The sequence below is a fragment of the Pseudomonas sp. 7-41 genome (assembly GCF_021233075.1).
Lineage (GTDB): Bacteria > Pseudomonadota > Gammaproteobacteria > Pseudomonadales > Pseudomonadaceae > Aquipseudomonas > Aquipseudomonas veronii.
In genome coordinates this window covers 3,490,041-3,507,876 of sequence record NZ_CP089551.1, presented here as the reverse complement: position 1 = coordinate 3,507,876, position 17,836 = coordinate 3,490,041, and the positions used below count along the sequence as shown (strand labels likewise).

Annotated in this window: 11 protein-coding genes and 2 pseudogenes; 4 read left to right on the top strand and 9 right to left on the bottom strand. The window is 52.7% G+C overall.

From position 1 onward, the window contains the following. Positions 1-448: 448 nt before the first annotated feature. From LQ249_RS15595 to LQ249_RS15580, 4 genes are all read right to left on the bottom strand, one after another. Positions 449-1,351: a tetratricopeptide repeat protein gene (locus LQ249_RS15595; protein WP_232565602.1), complete on the bottom strand. Its 903-nt coding sequence runs from the start codon at positions 1,349-1,351 to the stop codon at positions 449-451. Between the two features lie 634 nt (positions 1,352-1,985). Then, on the bottom strand, positions 1,986-4,193 hold the full coding sequence (locus LQ249_RS15590) for an AAA family ATPase (protein ID WP_232565601.1): 2,208 nt from the start codon (positions 4,191-4,193) through the stop codon (positions 1,986-1,988). Positions 4,194-4,361: 168 nt separating this feature from the next. Further along, entirely contained in the window at positions 4,362-4,877 is a 516-nt protein-coding gene (locus tag LQ249_RS15585; protein ID WP_232565600.1) for a hypothetical protein, read from the bottom strand. A 62-nt stretch (positions 4,878-4,939) separates the two neighbouring features. Further along, positions 4,940-5,335 carry a hypothetical protein gene (locus LQ249_RS15580; RefSeq protein WP_232565599.1) on the bottom strand — a complete coding sequence of 132 codons (396 nt, stop codon included), beginning with the start codon at positions 5,333-5,335 and terminating at the stop codon, positions 4,940-4,942. 357 nt (positions 5,336-5,692) lie between these two features. Between LQ249_RS15580 and LQ249_RS15575 the strand changes: the two genes are divergently transcribed. After that, on the top strand, positions 5,693-6,646 hold the full coding sequence (locus tag LQ249_RS15575) for a hypothetical protein (RefSeq protein ID WP_232565598.1): 954 nt from the start codon (positions 5,693-5,695) through the stop codon (positions 6,644-6,646). A gap of 182 nt (positions 6,647-6,828) precedes the next feature. Here LQ249_RS15575 and LQ249_RS15570 read toward each other — a convergent pair. Then, positions 6,829-7,979, bottom strand: a protein-coding gene (locus LQ249_RS15570; RefSeq protein ID WP_169864916.1) for an IS3 family transposase whose coding sequence is annotated in 2 segments (ribosomal slippage) — positions 6,829-7,745 and positions 7,745-7,979 — 1,152 coding nt in all. Because the reading frame shifts where the segments join, the coding sequence is not laid out codon by codon here. A gap of 323 nt (positions 7,980-8,302) precedes the next feature. Between LQ249_RS15570 and LQ249_RS31795 the strand changes: the two genes are divergently transcribed. Then, complete coding sequence (locus LQ249_RS31795; protein ID WP_442962244.1) at positions 8,303-8,464, top strand: DUF7693 family protein; 162 nt, start codon at positions 8,303-8,305, stop codon at positions 8,462-8,464. Positions 8,465-8,622: 158 nt separating this feature from the next. On the opposite strand, the pseudogene LQ249_RS15565 reads toward LQ249_RS31795, so the two are convergent. The 3 genes and pseudogenes from LQ249_RS15565 to LQ249_RS15555 form a co-directional block, all read right to left on the bottom strand. Continuing rightward, positions 8,623-8,952 (bottom strand): annotated as a pseudogene (locus LQ249_RS15565) (inositol monophosphatase family protein); the annotation flags it as partial. Between the two features lie 44 nt (positions 8,953-8,996). Then, positions 8,997-10,216 (bottom strand): IS3 family transposase gene (locus tag LQ249_RS15560; RefSeq protein WP_442962255.1). Its coding sequence is split into 2 segments (ribosomal slippage): positions 8,997-9,871 and positions 9,871-10,216, totalling 1,221 coding nucleotides; the frame shifts between segments, so codons are not numbered across the junction. A 246-nt stretch (positions 10,217-10,462) separates the two neighbouring features. Continuing rightward, positions 10,463-14,401 carry a hypothetical protein gene (locus LQ249_RS15555; RefSeq protein WP_232565597.1) on the bottom strand — a complete coding sequence of 1,313 codons (3,939 nt, stop codon included), beginning with the start codon at positions 14,399-14,401 and terminating at the stop codon, positions 10,463-10,465. Between the two features lie 415 nt (positions 14,402-14,816). Here LQ249_RS15555 and LQ249_RS15550 point away from each other — a divergent pair, with 415 nt between their 5' ends. Continuing rightward, positions 14,817-15,686 (top strand): hypothetical protein, encoded by an 870-nt coding sequence (locus LQ249_RS15550; protein WP_232565596.1) that lies wholly within the window; start codon positions 14,817-14,819, stop codon positions 15,684-15,686. Between the two features lie 166 nt (positions 15,687-15,852). After that, positions 15,853-16,464 (top strand): annotated as a pseudogene (gene istA / locus LQ249_RS15545) (IS21 family transposase); the annotation flags it as partial. 286 nt (positions 16,465-16,750) lie between these two features. On the opposite strand, the gene LQ249_RS15540 reads toward istA, so the two are convergent. Continuing rightward, entirely contained in the window at positions 16,751-17,725 is a 975-nt protein-coding gene (locus LQ249_RS15540; RefSeq protein ID WP_232565595.1) for a hypothetical protein, read from the bottom strand. Positions 17,726-17,836 lie beyond the last annotated feature (111 nt).

Here is a 17,836-nt window from a genome sequence, read left to right as displayed (position 1 = left end):
ATTGAGCCGAACTACGGTGCCGAGCTTAAGGTGCGCCTGGAGCGCGTGCAGTGGCCAGTTCTTTACTAGGACTGACGCCTAACGTGACCATTGAGCTCAGGCAGGGTGCGAGTGAATCCTCCTTGGCTGTTAGTTTTTTGCTGGCGAGCTTTGTAAACACGTGCCGACCAGGTAGCACTTCAGACATTGAAAGTGTGGAGTGATACCGGTCAATTATTTTCCATTTCGGGCTAAGGTTCTCAGCGCTGCTGAGCAATGAGCAAGAATGTATCGAGCACTGAAAGACTTGAACTGGGTCTACCCGCTCAACTGCCCTTGAGGCCTACCAGGTGCTGAGCTCATTGCGCTTTGCACACGCACGCGACAAGTGTCAGTAGCCAGTTATGGAAAGCATTACCAGTGGGTGAACGAGCCCCATGAAAGACAAGACTAGATCAAGTCAGGGCGATTAACTGCTGAATGTGAAATTGCAGCGTGTGGCGAAATCACGATCACCACGGAGCTTTTCAACCACCTGAGGCACGATTGCAAGGCTCTTGTTGATGTACGACCGGGCGTCTTCAGTTCGTCCAAGGGAGCACAAAATTTTCGTCGCATTGATCACAATCGTCTGCACGTCGCCGCTTTCAACAGGTTGCAAGTTAATGGCCGTACTGATGCTTTTGAGCGCCGCATCATTACGTTCAGTCCGCATTTCCGCATAAGCCTTGTAGTTCCAGGCCATTGCATCTGAAGTGTTCAGCAGGGTTGCCATCTCGAAGTTGACTAAGGCCTGCGCGTAGTTACCTTTCTGGGTAAAGCGTTTACCGGTCGCAATGTACTCAGCTGCGGCTTTTAACGGTGAGGGCTTATCGGCCTCAACTTGGCGAGGTGGAGTATCGATCCTGAACGCGCTCACTTTTTCAAGAATGTCATCTAAGTCTTCTTTCGAAAACATAGCCTTCGCGAGCAATGTGACTTTCTGTACAGACTCTGGAGCGGGGTCGAAAATAAGGGCCCGATTGTTCTGTATGAATCTGGCCTTGCTTTCCATCCTATTGCGCTCGACATCGCTGCGCTTGATGAAGAGTTCTTCCTGCTTCTGGCTGAAATCTTTTTTCTGTTTATCGACTTCTAACACCATGCGTGCGTCGTTGTTACTGGAGTTCGTGCTGTAGGTCGCCGCTGCCAGAATGAGTACTGCGACTGGAATTGCGAGTTTGGCCGCCAAGTCAATCCGATAGCTTTTGATAGCTACAGCTGTCTTGGTTTCCTCAAGCTTCAGTTTTCTCTGTTCAAGCTCAAGCTTTGCCATTTCGATGGAGAGTTTTCTCTCATCTAAAGAAGTCGCAGGACTAGTTTCTTCGTGCATGTCTGTAATAATTTTTATGTTGCGAGTTAAGGCAAAGAGCTTCAGGAGCCCTGAAGCAGATATCGAGCGAACTATAATATTTTAAGTTTTAAGCTTCGGGCCTACAGCCCCAGCGAAGCGCAGTAATCAGTGATGTTCTGAAAAAGCTGAGGTATCTAAACCTTACTGAGATCGCTCGAACGTTAGATTGACTTTGCGGAAACTAGAGGTGCAGCTACCACCAAGGTTATCCATTACCGCTGAGGCAGGGAGCGATGGTGTTTGCACACCGACTCCCAACGACCAAAGCGGAAACGTTCGTATTGTCGTACAGGTACGACTTTGGCATGAATAGTCATGACGATATCTCCATTTTTTCTCAGCGTTGCCGCTGATAGCCTTTGCGCCCCATGCGCAAAGCTATGCGGGCTGGGAGGTCAGGCAGGATGGAAATGGAAATCCGTTGGTGGTAGCTGCGCGGCCATACTAACAGGACAGGTTGTAGCGGGGAAGCAGAAAATAGCTTTTAGCCATCAGTGCACGGAGCTTTTCTATGAACGAGGAAGTCATTACGTCCTCCCCCATCGCCGATGCTGAAGACCGAAGAATTTCACCTAAGGAGCACTGTCTCAGGGGCTCATACCCGGAGTCCGGTTCAAGCCTCTCCAGCATCGCCCTCCTCTGCCTCTCCCATCATCATGCTGTAGTGTTCGGGATATCCGGACTCAACGAAAACAGACTTGAATTTTTCAATGAGTTTGTTGGCCTCCCAGCCACCAAAGTCAGTGATGTTGATCGCGGTGCCGTGCGATTGACGGTTGATGTACCGATAGAGCGGCTTGAACTCTCCACTATCTTCCTTCTCCAGGGATTCCAGAGCCTTGAGTAAATCGTCCCTTTTGTGGATGAAGCCAAAATAGTGCTCCAGCACGTTACGCATCATGTTAGGGAGCACGGCGGCATGTACCTTTGCCTGGCTCGCGTCCTTGATCACCTGCCAGTACGTCTCATAATCGTTTTTGATTTCGCCATGGCCCAGCTCCGAAATATCACTGAATTCCCCTTTCACAACCCTGAAACACTTGTATTTGTTAACAATCCCAAGCGGTGCATTTTTGAGGAGCTCGTGGAAGAAAAACAGGTTATGAGTCAGAACCAGAACCTTTTTGAAGTTTGCTTCGGGCCGCAGAATGCGATGATAAATATGAGCGGCCACCTCATAGACGTAGTTGTGGGACAGACTGGAGATCGGGTCATCAATGACAACGACGCGATTTCCCAAGACCACAGGGGAGTCAGCCTTGACACTTCCTACACAGAGCTCCAGGAAGTAGAGGAACGTTACCAAGGTTTTCTCACCCTCACTCAGTGACTGAAAGACATCCTCTGTCCCGTGAGGGCGGACAAGCCGGTAGCTGGTTTGATCGCCAGGCTCTTTTTCGATCGAAAAACCGCTGAGACCTATACTGCTGAGTGCGTCGTTTATGTTTATAACCGACTCTTCAATATTCGTGATTTGCGATCGATGCGTTGATATGGACGCCTCAATAACCTTGGCTTCGTCATCGAGCTCATCTAGCTTTTCTTCGCACTCCCTAAGCTTCGCCTCAAAATCTTTATCAGCTTCCTTATGCGTCAAGATGATGGGATCAGCCTGCTTGCGCATGAGCTGCCATAGCTCCTCGTTGATCGCTTTGAGCAACTGATCTTTCTTGTTGATCCGTTCGTTGTACTCCTCAGCCTTGATCTGCTGCGCCTTGATAGCATCGTTGAGTTCTTCAATGATGTCGGTGGTCGATTGAAGCGTGACGACCTTCGAGATAGAAGCTTGCTTATCGCTGATTTTCGCGACGTTATCAGCAAAAGCTTTAATCAGGTCTGCCTTGGCCTTCACAAATGCAGGATCGCTCTGGATGGCTGAGTTCTTATAGGAATCCCCCTCCAAGGTGACCAGCAACGAATGGGTAGCCCCTTCATACGCGTTCTTGAGCAAGCGCAGTTTATCGATTTTATCGTCGTAGCTTTTATCGAAGAGCTGTTTTACATGGGCCTGGAAGTCATGGGGCATGGTTTGCTGACAAAGCGGACATTGCCCTTCGGCTTTGGCAACGAGGGGCATCGCGTTTTTAACCCAATCGGAGTTTCCGAGCTTTTCAATCAACCCGGCCAGATACGAATCCCCTGAAGGTGTAATGACCTCACCAAAAATCTCATGGGCTTCAGTTGTGGACGCACTGAAGGAAATAAGCACCAGCTCAGGCAGAAGCTCGCCGTCGGAAGACTGCAGAGTCTGTGCTGCTTCGGCCAGTTCTACCGCCGTGCGAGTCGCGCCCTTATTAAGCGCCACACTTTCGAGGTTGCCTCTGAACTTCGCCTTGTCCTTGTGAACTTTGTCAAAGCAGTAGTAAAGGCTGTCCTGATCGAGTCCTTTCTTGATATCCCATAGCAAATCCCTGTAACGGTCATCCTCCTTGACCCGCAGGTCGGCAAATTCTTGCCGGCTCTCGGCGATCCCCTTGCGTTGCAGCTGTGTATCTTCCAAGCGTTGTTCATCGTCGCGGATCGCCGCCTCCGCTTCGATGTTATCCTGGTTGAGTGTGAAGATCCCTGGTTGGGTTTCCTGATGGAAATTCTTCTCTACAAACGCCTGGTTGTAGACAAACAACTGATCCTGACCGATTGCTGGCGTAACCTGACACTGCTGATAGTCCTTATGTGCGAGGTCTTGAAGGTAGTTGGCGATTGTGGATTTTCCGCTGCCATTCAGTCCGTAGATGAGGTTGACGCGCTTGAGCGGCCCGAGTTTGACGGATGCATCTGAGGGATAGCTGGTGACACCTTTGAGAGAAACGTGTTCGATCATGAGAGCCGTCCGTGGGAAGGTGAATATTAAATTTCCGCTAACCTACCACCCTGTCGAATGTGTTGCCCATGATGCCCCCAAAAAAATAGATACACTGGATATTCGCTGCGTAAAGCAAACCCGAAGCCAGACTTTGCCCGAAGCAACGAGTGCCCTTCTCCTCCTCACTTAGTCGGAAGCATTATTGCTCTGCGATGTCATCATTTCTTCCATCACACGCCTTTGCATTTCTTCAGTCAAACCGTAAGAGCGAGCTACCGGCATAGTAATCGCATCAATCATTGCCATCGCAGTGCCGAACATCTCCTGAATAGATTCAAGTTCGGTAATCATCTCGCTACGCCCGGATTCAGTCATGAAGGCAATGGATTTTTCCGAAAAATATTTGTGCGCAAGCCGGTTCCGTTGAACCAGTACATTTGTCAAAACGACCTTGATTTCGTCGGTCGGCTGCCCCGCATCGTTGAAGGCCTGAATTAACCGCCCCATCGTCTTACCAAGCTCTTCGGATTCGTACCGGTCGAAATCTTGCTGCCAGCGCTCTTGTTCCTTGAAATTCTTGACGTTTCGAGGAAAAAAATCGAAGAACATCAAATGCACGAATATGGATTGCTCAAGGCATTGGGCCAAATACATAGCTAAGCCGAAATGGGCATATACGTCACGATGCTGCGAATCATCCATCGTAGTATCTCGTCGGTAGGACGGCCGGTTGCTTATGTAGCGGCGTCCGGCCAAAATATGCCTTAATCGGCTATGTGATAGACCCGACCTTGCATCGTATCTAGCGGCGTGAGCGTTACGTTGAACCGTTTGAAAAGAGCGAAGAAATCGACCAGCGCCATATCTATGGACACGCGACGCAATTCGAGTGGGTCATCGGTCGGAAGGGCGGCGATATGTGCCGCCACGTTGTCGAAACCGCGCGCCTCTATGATCAAAAAAGAAACGTTTACCGGATCGCGATGTACTCCGTGATTTTCACCGACGCTAAAGTCGATGCCGACCAAGAATTCGTCGTCGGTCATGTGCGCGTTTTGGCGAAGCCATTCCGAAGGGCCTCCTTTATCGGAACGGTCAGCGGCAGCGCCACCCTTCAAGTCGCTGTATTGAGTTGAAGCAAGTAGAGTCTCAACCGTCATTTACCTTTCCCTTTGCGTTGTGGTTGAACAGAGCACTGACTCTAACAGAGGGGGCCAAAAAGGAGGTCGGCCGGGTGTAAAAAAATAATCTCCGATTCACGGTATAGTCGCCATGGTCAATCATTGCCCCTTTCTGACCGAGCATCTGATTTTGATCTGACCACCCAGCAAAATAATAATGACCTGTGAAAACTGGCCCAAAGCATCGTTTGAATGTGTCTACGAAACGTGGGATGAATCAAATTTCGTCGACTTCCAAGTCAGACCGAGCCCTATAATGACGTTGGAAAGCGCTTCAGGTTATCGCTTCGTCATGTCACAGAAACGCCGAATAACATTTCCCTAAGGATCCGAATCATGCAAGGACATGAAAATACCCCTTTAATGCCCAAGTCTGCACTGGTGTATTTTCTAGATGAAAAAGCTTCTACCGTCCCCTACCACAAGGTGTCGAGTATTCGAAGCTGTCTAGAAAACATTGTCGAAACCATCTTTGTCCACATTATTGATCCAGACAAAAAATCCGACTGGCGCCGTAGCAGTTTAAGTGGACAACTGGAGCTGCTTGCGTGCTTCTTTCCAGCAGATATCAACGAACGAATCCGGGCTATAAGACTTTTAGGCAACAAGGGTGCACATCAAGACAAACACAAGCAGCTCTCAGACGATGCTATTTCCGTAAGCCTGAGCGACTTGAGCCGAATCTGCGAGTGGACGATTCTGTCCTACTTTAAGAAAAACGGATTCACTTCTCACCCTTGGATCCCCACGGTTTTCAGCACACTTCCACCCGTTTATAGGGTTCGGATCCTTGAAGAACTCATGGACTTTGACTCTGTGGACAACGTCGAAGTCAGAGCCTACTTGGACGATGTCCAAGACCATCAATATAGAGTCTTGACCGGCCAAATCTCGCCAGAAAATCACGAACCTACTGAGCAAGAAAATAAATTTGTAGGTTTCCTGCTGACCATCGACAAACTAGCGATGGCATACTTGAAAAACAAGGAACTGAATAAAGCTCTGGATTTTCTAGAGGACGTCTTCCAAAAAGGCTTCATTAACGAAACCTTCAGAAGTCAGATGCTGGAAAAACTACAGATGCTTGAGCAAAACTTCGATGAGCTCCCTATCGCGGCCTCTCTCGATCAGACTCGAAGGGCTCTGGAAAAAATACTTCCTGTAGTTAGAGAGGATGAACAATCGTTGTTCATCACGTTGTTTTCAGCCATTGTTTTGGAAAAGCCTGACGACACATTGGACTCAAAGGGTGCAGATGAAGCGCTTCTGAAACCTTCACCCCTTATATAGGACGAGGCCTAGGCTTTAATCTAAGAAATGGCCTATCCCACTTTTGTTTTTTGTGCACAGCCGATGAGCCATTTTTTGAATGTTTCTTGAGCTAAAGGTAAAAGAATCCAATACACTATGTGCCCGATCTTCACGAAAAGGATGATTGGGCACTGCAAACAACTTGAATCGCCCCGGATTCTCTAGACACCTTGCAAGCTCATTGTGTAACGTTTTTCAAACTCTACCGGTGACAGCTGATTGTTGAAACCATGGCGGCGTTTTGCGTTGTAGAACATCTCGATGTAATCAAATACATCACTACGAGCATCTTGCCGCGAGGTGTAGATTTTCCGCTTGATCCGTTCCCGTTTCAGAAGCTGGAAAAAGCTCTCGGCCACAGCGTTGTCATGACAGTTGCCTCGGCGACTCATACTGGCAACCAAATTGTTCGCTTTCAAAAAACTGCGCCAATCGGAGCTGCTGTACTGGCTGCCTTGGTCGGAGTGAACCATCACCTCCTGTTTCGGTTTTCGCCTCCAAACCGCCATCAATAACGCATCAATGGCCAAATCACTGGTCATCTGCGACTTCATTGACCAGCCAACGACCTGACGAGAAAACAGATCCAGCACCACTGCCAAATACAGCCAGCCTTCATACGTACGAATGTAAGTGATGTCGGTGACCCAAACTTTGTTGGGTTCTACGACATCAAACTGGCGCTTCAGTAAATTGGGTGAGGCGACGGCTGGCTTACCGCCGTATTTGCCAGGGCGGCGTCGATACCCTGTCTGAGAGCGCAGACCTTCAAGACGCATCAGCCTCGCCACACGATGCCGACCACAATCCTCACCGACTTCGCGCAGATCGTCATGGACTTTGCGATAGCCATAAACGCCGCCGCTCTCCAGCCAGGAATGCTTGATCAAACCCAGCAGTCGCTGGTCGTCTTTGGCGCGTACAGATTGCGGCTCAGACAGCCAGGCGTAATAACCGCTGGGATGGACTTTCAGCGTCAGGCAAAGCCGTCGAATGGAATAGTCGCCCGCTCGCTGCTTGATAAAGGCGTACTTCAACCGCACTCCTTGGCAAAGTACGCGGCGGCCTTTTTTAAGATGTCTCGCTCTTCGGTGACCCGCTTGAGTTCGGCTCGCAGACGACGCAGTTCAGCGTGCTGATCATCATCCTGCTTCCGTTCTTCTTGAGGTTTGCTGTAGCGCTTTATCCAGGCATAGAGGCTATGCGACGACACGCCAAGACGCGCCGCCACATCAGCGACAGGCAGCTTCTTTTCGGTCACTTGATTGACCGCTTGGATTTTGAATTCTTCGGGATAACGTGGGTTGCTCATGGCACCTCCTGATTGGCCTCAGTTTAAGGCATGGAGGTGTCTACGAAACCCAGGGCGATTCAACTAGATTGAAATTCCTCAAACGGGGCGACACCCCATACGTCGAATAAGCCTGATCCCGGGATCTAAAACGACTCAATGGACATCTGTCACAATGGCACAGTCTTAAGTGGGTTTCTTGTCGATAGGCTTTTTCTGCTCCTACCGATGAGTAACCCTCGGCAGGCAACCCGTTCGTGTCCCATGACTCAAACGGAGACTGATTTGAACACATCCCCTCCTCTGATTTCCCGCGAGGTCTACCAACGCTTGGCAAACGCGTCATGGTGCGAAGCTCCGTCCAGTCATGGAATGATATCTATCACGGCCTCATGCCTGTGGAGACTGATGGCTGGCGACTCACACTCTTCAATGATTGCGACACCCTCGACTACTGCGAGTACTGCAGGTCGCCTGACGACCGAATCGGAACACTTGAATCATGACAACGCAACGGAGCGGATCCTGTTGACCTATTGAGCGCCTCGGAGCGTGAACAGCTCGAACGATTGCTCGCTGTGCTCTGAGCCTGTACGCAAAAGCACGTTACCATTGCCGAATCAGAAGCTATGGAGACCACAAGTGAGAAAGCCTCCTACTCGAATCAGACAGCGTGCCTCAGCAACTTCACCAATTGGGTATGCAGTGAAGGATATGCAACGACACTCCCGCCATTCTGAGCTGTGCTGCCATCCCAGGCGGTAATCACTCCGCCCGCACCTTCAATGATCGGTATCAACACCTGTACGTCGTATGGCTGCAGACTGGCCTCGATAATCACATCAACGAAGCCCGAAGCCAGAATGCAGTACGCATAGCAGTCCCCACCGAAACGAAGCAATTGTGCCTGGCTAGCCACAAGCTTAAAGGCATCTCGCCGCGCAGGTGTATCGAACATATCAGGTGTGGTGCACATCAGTGTTGCTGAGGAGATGCCTTGGTGGATTAGCCCCTGTAAAACCGGACACCTACTCCCCGTTAAATTGATGCTGCCGCCAAGCGCCTGAACTCCCTCGGCGAGCGATAGTTCAAAGCGCTGTGCGGATGCTGCTCGTTGTAATGTTCGAAGGCAATTGCCAGGTTACGCAACGCCGTTTCCCGATCCGGTTTGGGCATGTGCGCCACGTAGTCACGCTTGATCGTCTTCACGAAGCTCTCAGCCATGCCGTTGCTCTGCGGGCTGCGAACTGGCGTGGTCACCGGCTGCAAGCCGATCTGTCGAGCAAACAGGCGTGTCTGTTCGGCGGTGTACGCCGAGCCGTTGTCGCTTAGCCATTGCACCGGCGTGGTGGGCAATTGATCACCGAAGCGCTTCTCCACGCTTTCCAGCATCAAGTCGCGGATATCATCGCCGCTGTACCCGGTCGGGCTTGCCACCCAGCCGATGGCTTCGCGATCACAGCAATCGAGGGCGAAGGTCACGCTCAGTTTGGCGCCATCCTCGCAGCGGAACTCAAAGCCGTCAAAGCACCAACGCGTATCGCTGGTTTTCACGGCAATACGGCCTTCGTGCCGACGCGGCACGCCGGGCTGTTTGAGTCGACGCTCCAGCAGCAAGTTGTGATCACGCATGACCCGGTAAACCCGCTTCACATTGATCGCCGGTAGCGAATGGGTTTCACGTTCCCGACGCAGTAATCCCCAGACACGACGGTAGCCATAGCTGGGCAACTCGCTGACCTGCTGTTGGATTTCAACCACCAACTCAGCGTCGTCCACAGGTCTGCTTCGCCGTGTCTTGGGCGATACCGATTGCTTGATTCGAACCGTTAATTGCGAGCGCGCCACACCGAGACATTCGCTGACCAGCTTCACTGGTCGTCCCCCGGCAACAAGGGTGAGTGCGCAATCCATTTTCGCGACCGGGCGATCTCCACGGCCTCTTTGAGGATTTCGGCTTCCATCGTTTTCTTGCCCAGCATCCGTTGCAGTTCACGGATCTGCTTGAGCGCATCGCTCAGTTCCGAGGCAGGCACCACGGCTTCGCCAGCACTGACCGCCGACAGGCTGCCGTCCTGATACAGCTTGCGCCACAGGAATAACTGGTTGGCATTGATGCCGTTGCGCCGAGCGACGACCGACACACTTTGCCCTGGCTCAAGGCTCTCGCGAACCATGGCCAGTTTTTGCTCCGGGCTCCAGCGGCGTCGCCGCTCCTGACCCAAAAGCTCACCACTCTTATCGTTGCTGTTAGTCATAAACATAACCGTTTGCCTATCCCTTATCGTAAGGGGAAACGGTGTCCTGTCTTTCATGGGGCTCGTTCAGGGTGGATACGGCTATCGGCACCCTGCCCCCAAAATGCAACGGCCACATCGAGTGCTGGCTCATCAGCGACCATGCATTCTAGGGTCGTGGTGTACTGATCAGGTCCTACGAACATTGTTGCTCCTTAGGTCATAAGTGGGGTCAGCGAGATGGGCAACTCTTAGGTGTCGTTGCCTTCACTTCCTTGGAGGGAGTTCTTCTGCCACAGCTTTCAATTTTTTGAGTTTTTTTGGTGCCCGTGGCTTGGCTGCTTTCGCCTTATTGAACTCGCTGTCCTTTCGCACTTTCGCTGCCTGCGCGGCATTGGAGACATCCAGTACCACCACTGACGTTGTAGCAGCTAGTTCGGCTGGCAGCAGATCTTCCAGTGCCGCCTTCAACGCTTCAGGTTTTTCGGGTTTTATGCCTGCTGGAGGCGGCGTCACACCAAGCGCATTACCGAACCAGAAGATCACATAAATGCCTTGACCTTCGGTACTGTTCGCCCATGTGTAGGTCTGAAGCTGACCGATATGCCCATACCAGAGATGTGTATGACTCGTCCGTTTTGCTTCGACCGGCACGGTAAATGGGCCGTGAGTAACAAGCAGGTCCGCCCGCGTTCCGCCGGATGACGCCGCTTCAGGGGACACCTCGAAGCTACCAAAAAAGACAAGTTTGTCTCTGAGCTTGCCGGCCAGCACGTCTCGGCAATCGTTCTCGACCTTGGGCTTGTTGTTGTCCCAAAAAAGCCTCCACAGGTTATGTGGAGAAGGCTGCAACTCGGCGGCGACTTCCTCAAGGATCAACAGCACCAAAGCCTTCAGGTCCTGCGCATTGATAGGGCCTCTGCCGCTGAGCACCTTTGCCAGATCTGTCGGGGAGAGTAGCTTCTGTGTTTGCGATCGGACATCTCGCCTGTAGAGCTCAAGCTCGTGCCTGATGGTATCAATCCAACGTGTACCTTTAGCATCCATGAGCAGTTCCAAAAGGATCGTCTCGACGCCTGGCTCATCCGACGACGAAACGGCTTTCAATACTTTCACGGTGTCCGGCCACACGCGCTCAAAGTACCCCTGCATCAAAGGGGTGCGCTGGAACAGGAGGCGGCTGACGGCCAGCGTGGACGTCGGCGTCCGCCAATAACTGCAGTTGGGGTATCCGTCGAAGATCACCCGGTGAATGGCGGCGTCCTCCGTCTCGTCCAGGGCATGTATGAAGTCATTGCTGAACACATCCGACTGCAGGCAGACGGCAAAGTATGCCCAGCGCAGACGGTCAGCGCCGCGCCGATCGCTACCAGTGATCAAAGCATCAGTACCGTCGCCCTGGTTCGACCAATGGGACAGCACATCAGTCAACAGCGGCGTCAGTGCTGTTGCTTCAACATTCAGTTCCGCCAGCCGAAGCACGCTGTCTAGAAGACTTCCACTCAGCGTATCGGGCTGCTCCAATGCCACCTGCACGGCCCACGAATGTAACGGGGACTGCGCTGGATGCTCTCGCAGCTTGTACAAAAGCGTATTCCAACTGGCGTCTCGCTTATGGGCGAGCTGACAAAAATAAGCAGGATCGTCTATGAGCGATCGATTGAGTTGATCAATGCAGCAGGCCTCTAAGCGTTCCTTTAGATAGGCATCCCGCATCGACACTGTGGCGAAAAGGACCTGGAGAATTCGTCCCGCAGGTTCCTCGGAGAAATCCTGCCCGCCCGCCAGGTGTATGGAAGCGGATGCGGCTGTGAAGGCCCCGCTAGCCCCGCGGTCATCTTCATGCTCGCCCTTCGACCACACACGGGCGAGCCCCTCAAGTATGGACTGAGCTAGCGACTCACCGAACACCTCCCGGAGCGCTTCTATCCCGCTTCCATGACGACCCGTGATCGGGCGACTACCGCAATAGACTTCTGCTCCCCAGTACAAGGCCCCGTCGACCTCGCCTGCGACCACTGAGGGTAACTGCAACTGCCATTCGGCTATTTGACGGACTAACCACTGCTCGACGCTATCCGTTTGGTGCGCTTGCCGCTCCGATTCTTCTTCGACGTGTAGCCGCACGTATTGCAGGCCGGCGTCAGCAGCAGCACCCGGGCTCTCGTGGAGTACCGGGATCAGCCAGTCCGGTACAGGCTCCCCTCGTTCCAGCGCCCAGATACCCACCTGTCTGCCGACGTATGCTGAACCGACGCTGGATATCAGTGGATCGGAGTTCAGCATCAGGCGCACCAGCGTCTCGCTAGGCTTCAAGCCAAGCGCTCGCAGTCCGAGGGCAAGCGACCCGCTATCGGCTACGTCCTGGTCCGCAATCAAAAGCAACGCGTGCAATACCTCCTCGGAGGTGGATCGAGCGATCAACCATTCTCCGGCAGCCTTCTTGAAGGTTGACTCGGCCCCAGTGATCACACCGGTAGCGACCATCATGTGCGCGAATTCTTTCGCGGTTACGCCCTCGTGCGACAAGGCCGCGATGCACAGCACCGAGGCGAATTTGTGCTCCAAGGCACCCATGCCAGCCTGTAGCCGCCAGCGCTTCGGTGTATCCAAAATCAGGGGGCGCCACAAATCTGCTGCCACATGCCAGGCGATGTCCCTGATCGCGTAGGTGCTCTCCATACGTCCATCTTCCGGCGCAGCTCGCGGAAGAAGTGCATTATTGGCTCTTTGCAGGCTAGCCAGAACCCGCTCCACGTCGCCGACCAACAACTGTTGCGCAGGGATCGCGCAAAAAAGTTGTGCGATGCTGCGCAAGTGACCGCGCGACGTCTCCCCAGAGGAACAGAGCTCGTCGATCCGCCCCCAAATGTCATCCGCTGAGGTCACTGCATTATGTAGCCAGGCATCAATAGCCTGCTCTCGGCACCATTGCACGTCACTCTGGCGTAACGCGACGCTCCAGCAGGCGTTAGCGGTGGAGGCCAGCGCCGGCCCGGTCGACAACGCCTCCAGCAATATGCTGAGTCGGTGCGTGGACGCCTCTGTTTGCAGCAGCTCAATCACCAGCGGCGCAAGGTCCGGGGTAACAAGTCCCACGGAACAGATCCGCGCCGGGCCCCACTGCTCCGGAGTCCAGCGAAAAAACGGATCGCGTGCCCCAACTTCCTGCAGTACGGTGACGCGGGACGCAACGGGAAGTGTGGCCGCATCGCCATGCAGTAACAGCGTTTCCGGGTCGCGCTGGACCAGCCGTTGGGCGTGGTGTAGTGCACCCTCGTTGACCAGGTGACAGGTGAACCAGGCATACAGCGCCTTCAGACCTTCGGATGGCAATCCATCGACCGACACCAACAGTGCAACCGCGCGTTCGATATGTAGTCTTGCGACCCCGAGGGCGCCTGTCACCAAGCGAGCCAGGTAGCGCGCGGCCAGAAACTCCTGGATGCTGCGATGAAAGGGCAGGAAGTCTTCGCCCTTCTTCATGAACAGCGCGGTGTCCAGGACGGTCTCACGAGCGATCGGGTCAAGCCCCGCGTCATGCACCGACAGCATGGTGTCTGCGACAGGAGCAGATCGCTGCAAGCCATGCTTTCCGGCCAGGAGCAGAGTCAGAAAGACGCGCCCGGCATGGTCTAGGACGACATCGGGCGCAGGTTCGCCGTCTTGCCGGTCTTCTGCCTTGGAGGGGTTGTGCTCGGTAGCGAAATGGCGTGCACCGGACTCGTACAGTTCGAAACGGGTGAGCGACGGCAACCGTTCGGGCTTTACGCTCATGAGAAACTTCAGCCCCAGCGGGGATAGCACGAAGGGCGTCGATCGCAGCGTCTGCAGTGTGGAGAGGAGCGTGATGGGCTCTGAGCAGCCAAACGCTGTGAGCACTGCGACTGCTTCCTCCTCACTGAGAGGTTGCAACTGAGCCACGACGGGGGCCTCGTCAAGGGCTGCCAGCCCCTGACCGAACGCTTTGCTGAGCTTTCCACCCTCGTTCCAGTCCTCCGCTCGACAACTCACTCGCCATCGCATCGACGGTAGCTCTTCTAAGCACTTTGCAATCTCAATGGCGTTCTGTATGGGGACTTCATCGAGAGCATCGATAAACACCGTCGTGGCATCAGAAAGATCTTTGCGGCGAAACCAAAAGGCAGAAATGCACGATTCACCCGCTCGCTCCGCAAAATGCTCGAACGCCACAGTCTTGCCCATGCCAGGCGCGCCCAACAATACAACATAGGGGGCCTCGGCCAGATCACTTAGGCGCTGGGCGTCTTTGTACTCGTCAGGGCCTGATGATATAGATATGAGCCTATCAAGCGGAGCGATTGACATTGCGAAGCGGCACCGAGCGACAAAGGTGTCGCCATCATACGGTATGCCCAGATGACTCCACTACTCTTACCGCGCGGGGGCTGCATTCTCGATCTGCGGCAGGAGCCGGTACAGTAAGTGTTCCAGGCCGATCATCCGAATGTCCTTTAATTGCAGCTCCGACATTGCATTCACGGAAATACACCGCACTGGAGATTGCTGGCCGACTCCCAGCAGTTTAAAAATTCCGCGCAGATTGGATTGGCCAAGTACCCATGGCTACAATGCGGCCCCTTCCAAATACCGGTGTACCATGTCCCCCAAAGTAACGAGAGACCTGAAATTTTCTTTTGACAATCAACGTCTCGCTTATGATGTTGGGGAGTTTTGGGATTGGGCATTTTCGAACATCACGACTCCCGTCATTCGCGGTGTCATGATTGAATTCATTCTGGCTCGACACCTGATAGATCACGTCGACGAAATAGTGTTGGACCGGGTGCTGGACTTGACGCACCAAATTCCGCGCCCAGGACAGCTAGCTAAGAGCTTGGCACCTTTCTACAGTAACCAACCCCATGGTGATGTCTTTGACTTGCAGCTGACATGGGGAGTGACGATTGAAATTAAAAGTACGAGCAATCGCGAAAACTGGAGGCTCAATAAAACGTGTAGATGGAATATGGCTAAAGACAAGAACAAAGTCGAAAAAGTCTTTCCCGCCCAATACTACATCCTCGCGGTTGTTGAAAAAGATCCCGAAGTGAGCGTGACGCACCTGAATCTTTCCGAGGCTGAATTCTACTTGTGCAGCGGCAGGACATTGGACTTCAATGTGGCGGAACCCCAGAAATCGGTGGGTTTCAAGAAGTTCTCAGAGATCTCAGTACGATGTGGCTTCAGCGAGCTGGTCCCTGTGCTCCATGAGCTCCAACGCCAAGAGCACGAGCGGGTCAGAAATCTGTTGGTTCCTAGATGGAAACAATCACGCCCTCCTTCATTTCATTCCAATTTTATGCCCTTGGCCGTCGAAGCAAATGGGAAAGTAACCGGAGCCTGGTATCAGGGAGGGAGTGGAGCATTGAGCAACCCGACCGCCATAGACGTTCGATGGGTTGACGGCGCGAATCCTGACTGGCGGGATTGGGAAGCCGTAGGCTTCAAGTATGAACCTGAAATTTAGCTGGCCATCATGCTCTCCCCAAGTGCCTTTGCGGTGAGCAATGGGCTTCACGTGATCTCGCGAAATTGGGTGGTTGCGGTGACGATGTTGCCGCTGACCGAAAACTGACCCAGGTGTTCAACTGCTTCTGCTCACTTTCCGAGCAGGAGAACACAGGGTGATCAGCATGGGAATGTTGGGAAAAATCCGGCGGATGTACTTCCGCGACAAGCTCTCGCTGCACCAGATAGCCAAGCGTACCGGGCTGTCGAGAAACACCATCCGAAAATGGGTCAGAGCGCCCGAAGCTACTCAGCCGGCGTACCAGCGGTGCGCGACCTTCAACAAACTCAACCCTTTCCACGACACGCTGGAACAGGCGCTGAAAGCCGATTCGTTCCGGGCAAAGCACAATCGCAGAAGCGCCAAAGCACTTTTCGAGCAGATCAAGGCCGAGGGTTATGACGGCGGCTACAGCCAGCTCACGGCGTTTGTACGCTCGTGGCGAGGTGAACAAGGCAAGTCTTCACGCGCTTTTGTACCGCTGACGTTTGCGCTCGGTGAAGCTTTTCAATTTGACTGGAGCGAAGAAGGGCTGCTGATCGGAGGCCAGTTTCGACGCATCCAGGTCTCTCACATGAAGCTGTGCGCCAGTCGCGCATTCTGGTTGGTTGCATCCCCTAGCCAAGGTCACGAGACGCTATTCGATGCACATACGCGCTCGTTCGGAGCGTTAGGTGGCGTGCCGCGTCGCGGCATCTACGACAACATGAAAACGGTTGTCGACAAGGTAAGAGAGAGTTCTTGTGACACAGCTGAATGGTCGCCCCCCGCTTCCAGCGGTACCAATCCGGGGTCTAGGGCGACATGGTAAGACCGGATGTATTGTACTCCGCCGGCCTCACATAATCAGCTTACGAGGTTTGGCACCCCAAGCGCGCGCTGTTGGGATTGCCGCCATTTCCCTGATAAGAGCAGGCTTCTCCTCGCTAACCGCAATCAGTCCCAATCTACGCAATTCACTAATTTACCTTCATTCTAGGCGATCGTTAAATTGCACGAGGATGAGGTGTCACGCCTTACACTCACCCAAAAATCTCTTCCACTTCATCGGAGTGCCGAACCCCCAAAACAAGCACGGATTCCAAACTCGTAGACTTGCTGATTTCACCGGCCAAAATCTCAGAATAACGCTGAAACTTATTGCTCCCTAGCGCTTTAGGAATCGCCCCAAAAATATCCTTGCAAACGGCAATAAACTCACGAGATTTCGATATGAACTCTTCATCCAAGTGCGTAACTTCTATATGGTCAACTGGCGAGCCACCCTCGCCACCCTTGAAGATTTTGTAGTTATGAGCAGAAACATTGCGTGCAAGCCGTAGTTTATCTACAGCATCACATAAGCTTAACGTAAGTATTCCATTTTCTTTAAGGTGTTCGATGTGCGTAGAGAAATTCGGTGTAATCTTACCTCTTTTGCCATTCGCTTTTTTAGGTCTCACACGCTCTCGCCAAGACTCCCTGAACTCAGGTGTCGCTAGGCTTTTCTCGCTGACGATAGTCACCATGGCTTCAATATAGGTCGAGATCGCAATCACCTGCGCCCGTTTATCAAATGTCTTAAGATCCATACTATGAAGAGTCAGTTTTTCTTGAGTTTCGAGTTCCTGATCGCTCAAGTCGAACAAGTTTGCCTCAAGCCGCAGGAAGTGTGGAACGCTATCCCTACTACCGGCCAGTTTGAACATCAGGTGGAATAATTCCCAGCCGGTGCTCTCGTCGCGTGAAAAATTCACAGTAATAAGCGGGTGCCCAAAGGCCTTGAGTAGCCCTTCAGTTATCGGAATATCAATTTTGACCTTGTCAGATTCGTAGTAGCCTTCGAGTTCGGTGGTGCAGTTTAAAGTACATATAAAAGCAATAAATCCTCCAAGAGCTTTCGCATCCAGCTCTCTCGTCTCAATCAGATTTGTCGCACCAAGTCTTTTGATCTCAAAAGATGATAGACTCGCCCCGCGCTCGATGTCTATTTTATTCCTAAGTAGATCTATGCTCATTTACTTTCCTTGTCTAGTTGTGCGCTTGAAGAAAACAAACTCCTATCAAGCTCTTGGTGTCACTCGAGAGGCAAGCTTACTTGGCTGCCTTCAAGATTACTTGGCTGCTTT

What these genes read in the sequence shown, in the direction of transcription:
- LQ249_RS15595 (WP_232565602.1), bottom strand. Translation starts at nt 1,351, where the DNA reads ATGCACGAAGAAACTAGTCCTGCGACTTCTTTAGATGAGAGAAAACTC.
- LQ249_RS15590 (WP_232565601.1), bottom strand. Translation starts at nt 4,193, where the DNA reads ATGATCGAACACGTTTCTCTCAAAGGTGTCACCAGCTATCCCTCAGAT.
- LQ249_RS15585 (WP_232565600.1), bottom strand. Translation starts at nt 4,877, where the DNA reads ATGGATGATTCGCAGCATCGTGACGTATATGCCCATTTCGGCTTAGCT.
- LQ249_RS15580 (WP_232565599.1), bottom strand. Translation starts at nt 5,335, where the DNA reads ATGACGGTTGAGACTCTACTTGCTTCAACTCAATACAGCGACTTGAAG.
- LQ249_RS15575 (WP_232565598.1), top strand. Translation starts at nt 5,693, where the DNA reads ATGCAAGGACATGAAAATACCCCTTTAATGCCCAAGTCTGCACTGGTG.
- LQ249_RS31795 (WP_442962244.1), top strand. Translation starts at nt 8,303, where the DNA reads ATGGTGCGAAGCTCCGTCCAGTCATGGAATGATATCTATCACGGCCTC.
- LQ249_RS15555 (WP_232565597.1), bottom strand. Translation starts at nt 14,401, where the DNA reads ATGGGCAAGACTGTGGCGTTCGAGCATTTTGCGGAGCGAGCGGGTGAA.
- LQ249_RS15550 (WP_232565596.1), top strand. Translation starts at nt 14,817, where the DNA reads ATGTCCCCCAAAGTAACGAGAGACCTGAAATTTTCTTTTGACAATCAA.
- LQ249_RS15540 (WP_232565595.1), bottom strand. Translation starts at nt 17,725, where the DNA reads ATGAGCATAGATCTACTTAGGAATAAAATAGACATCGAGCGCGGGGCG.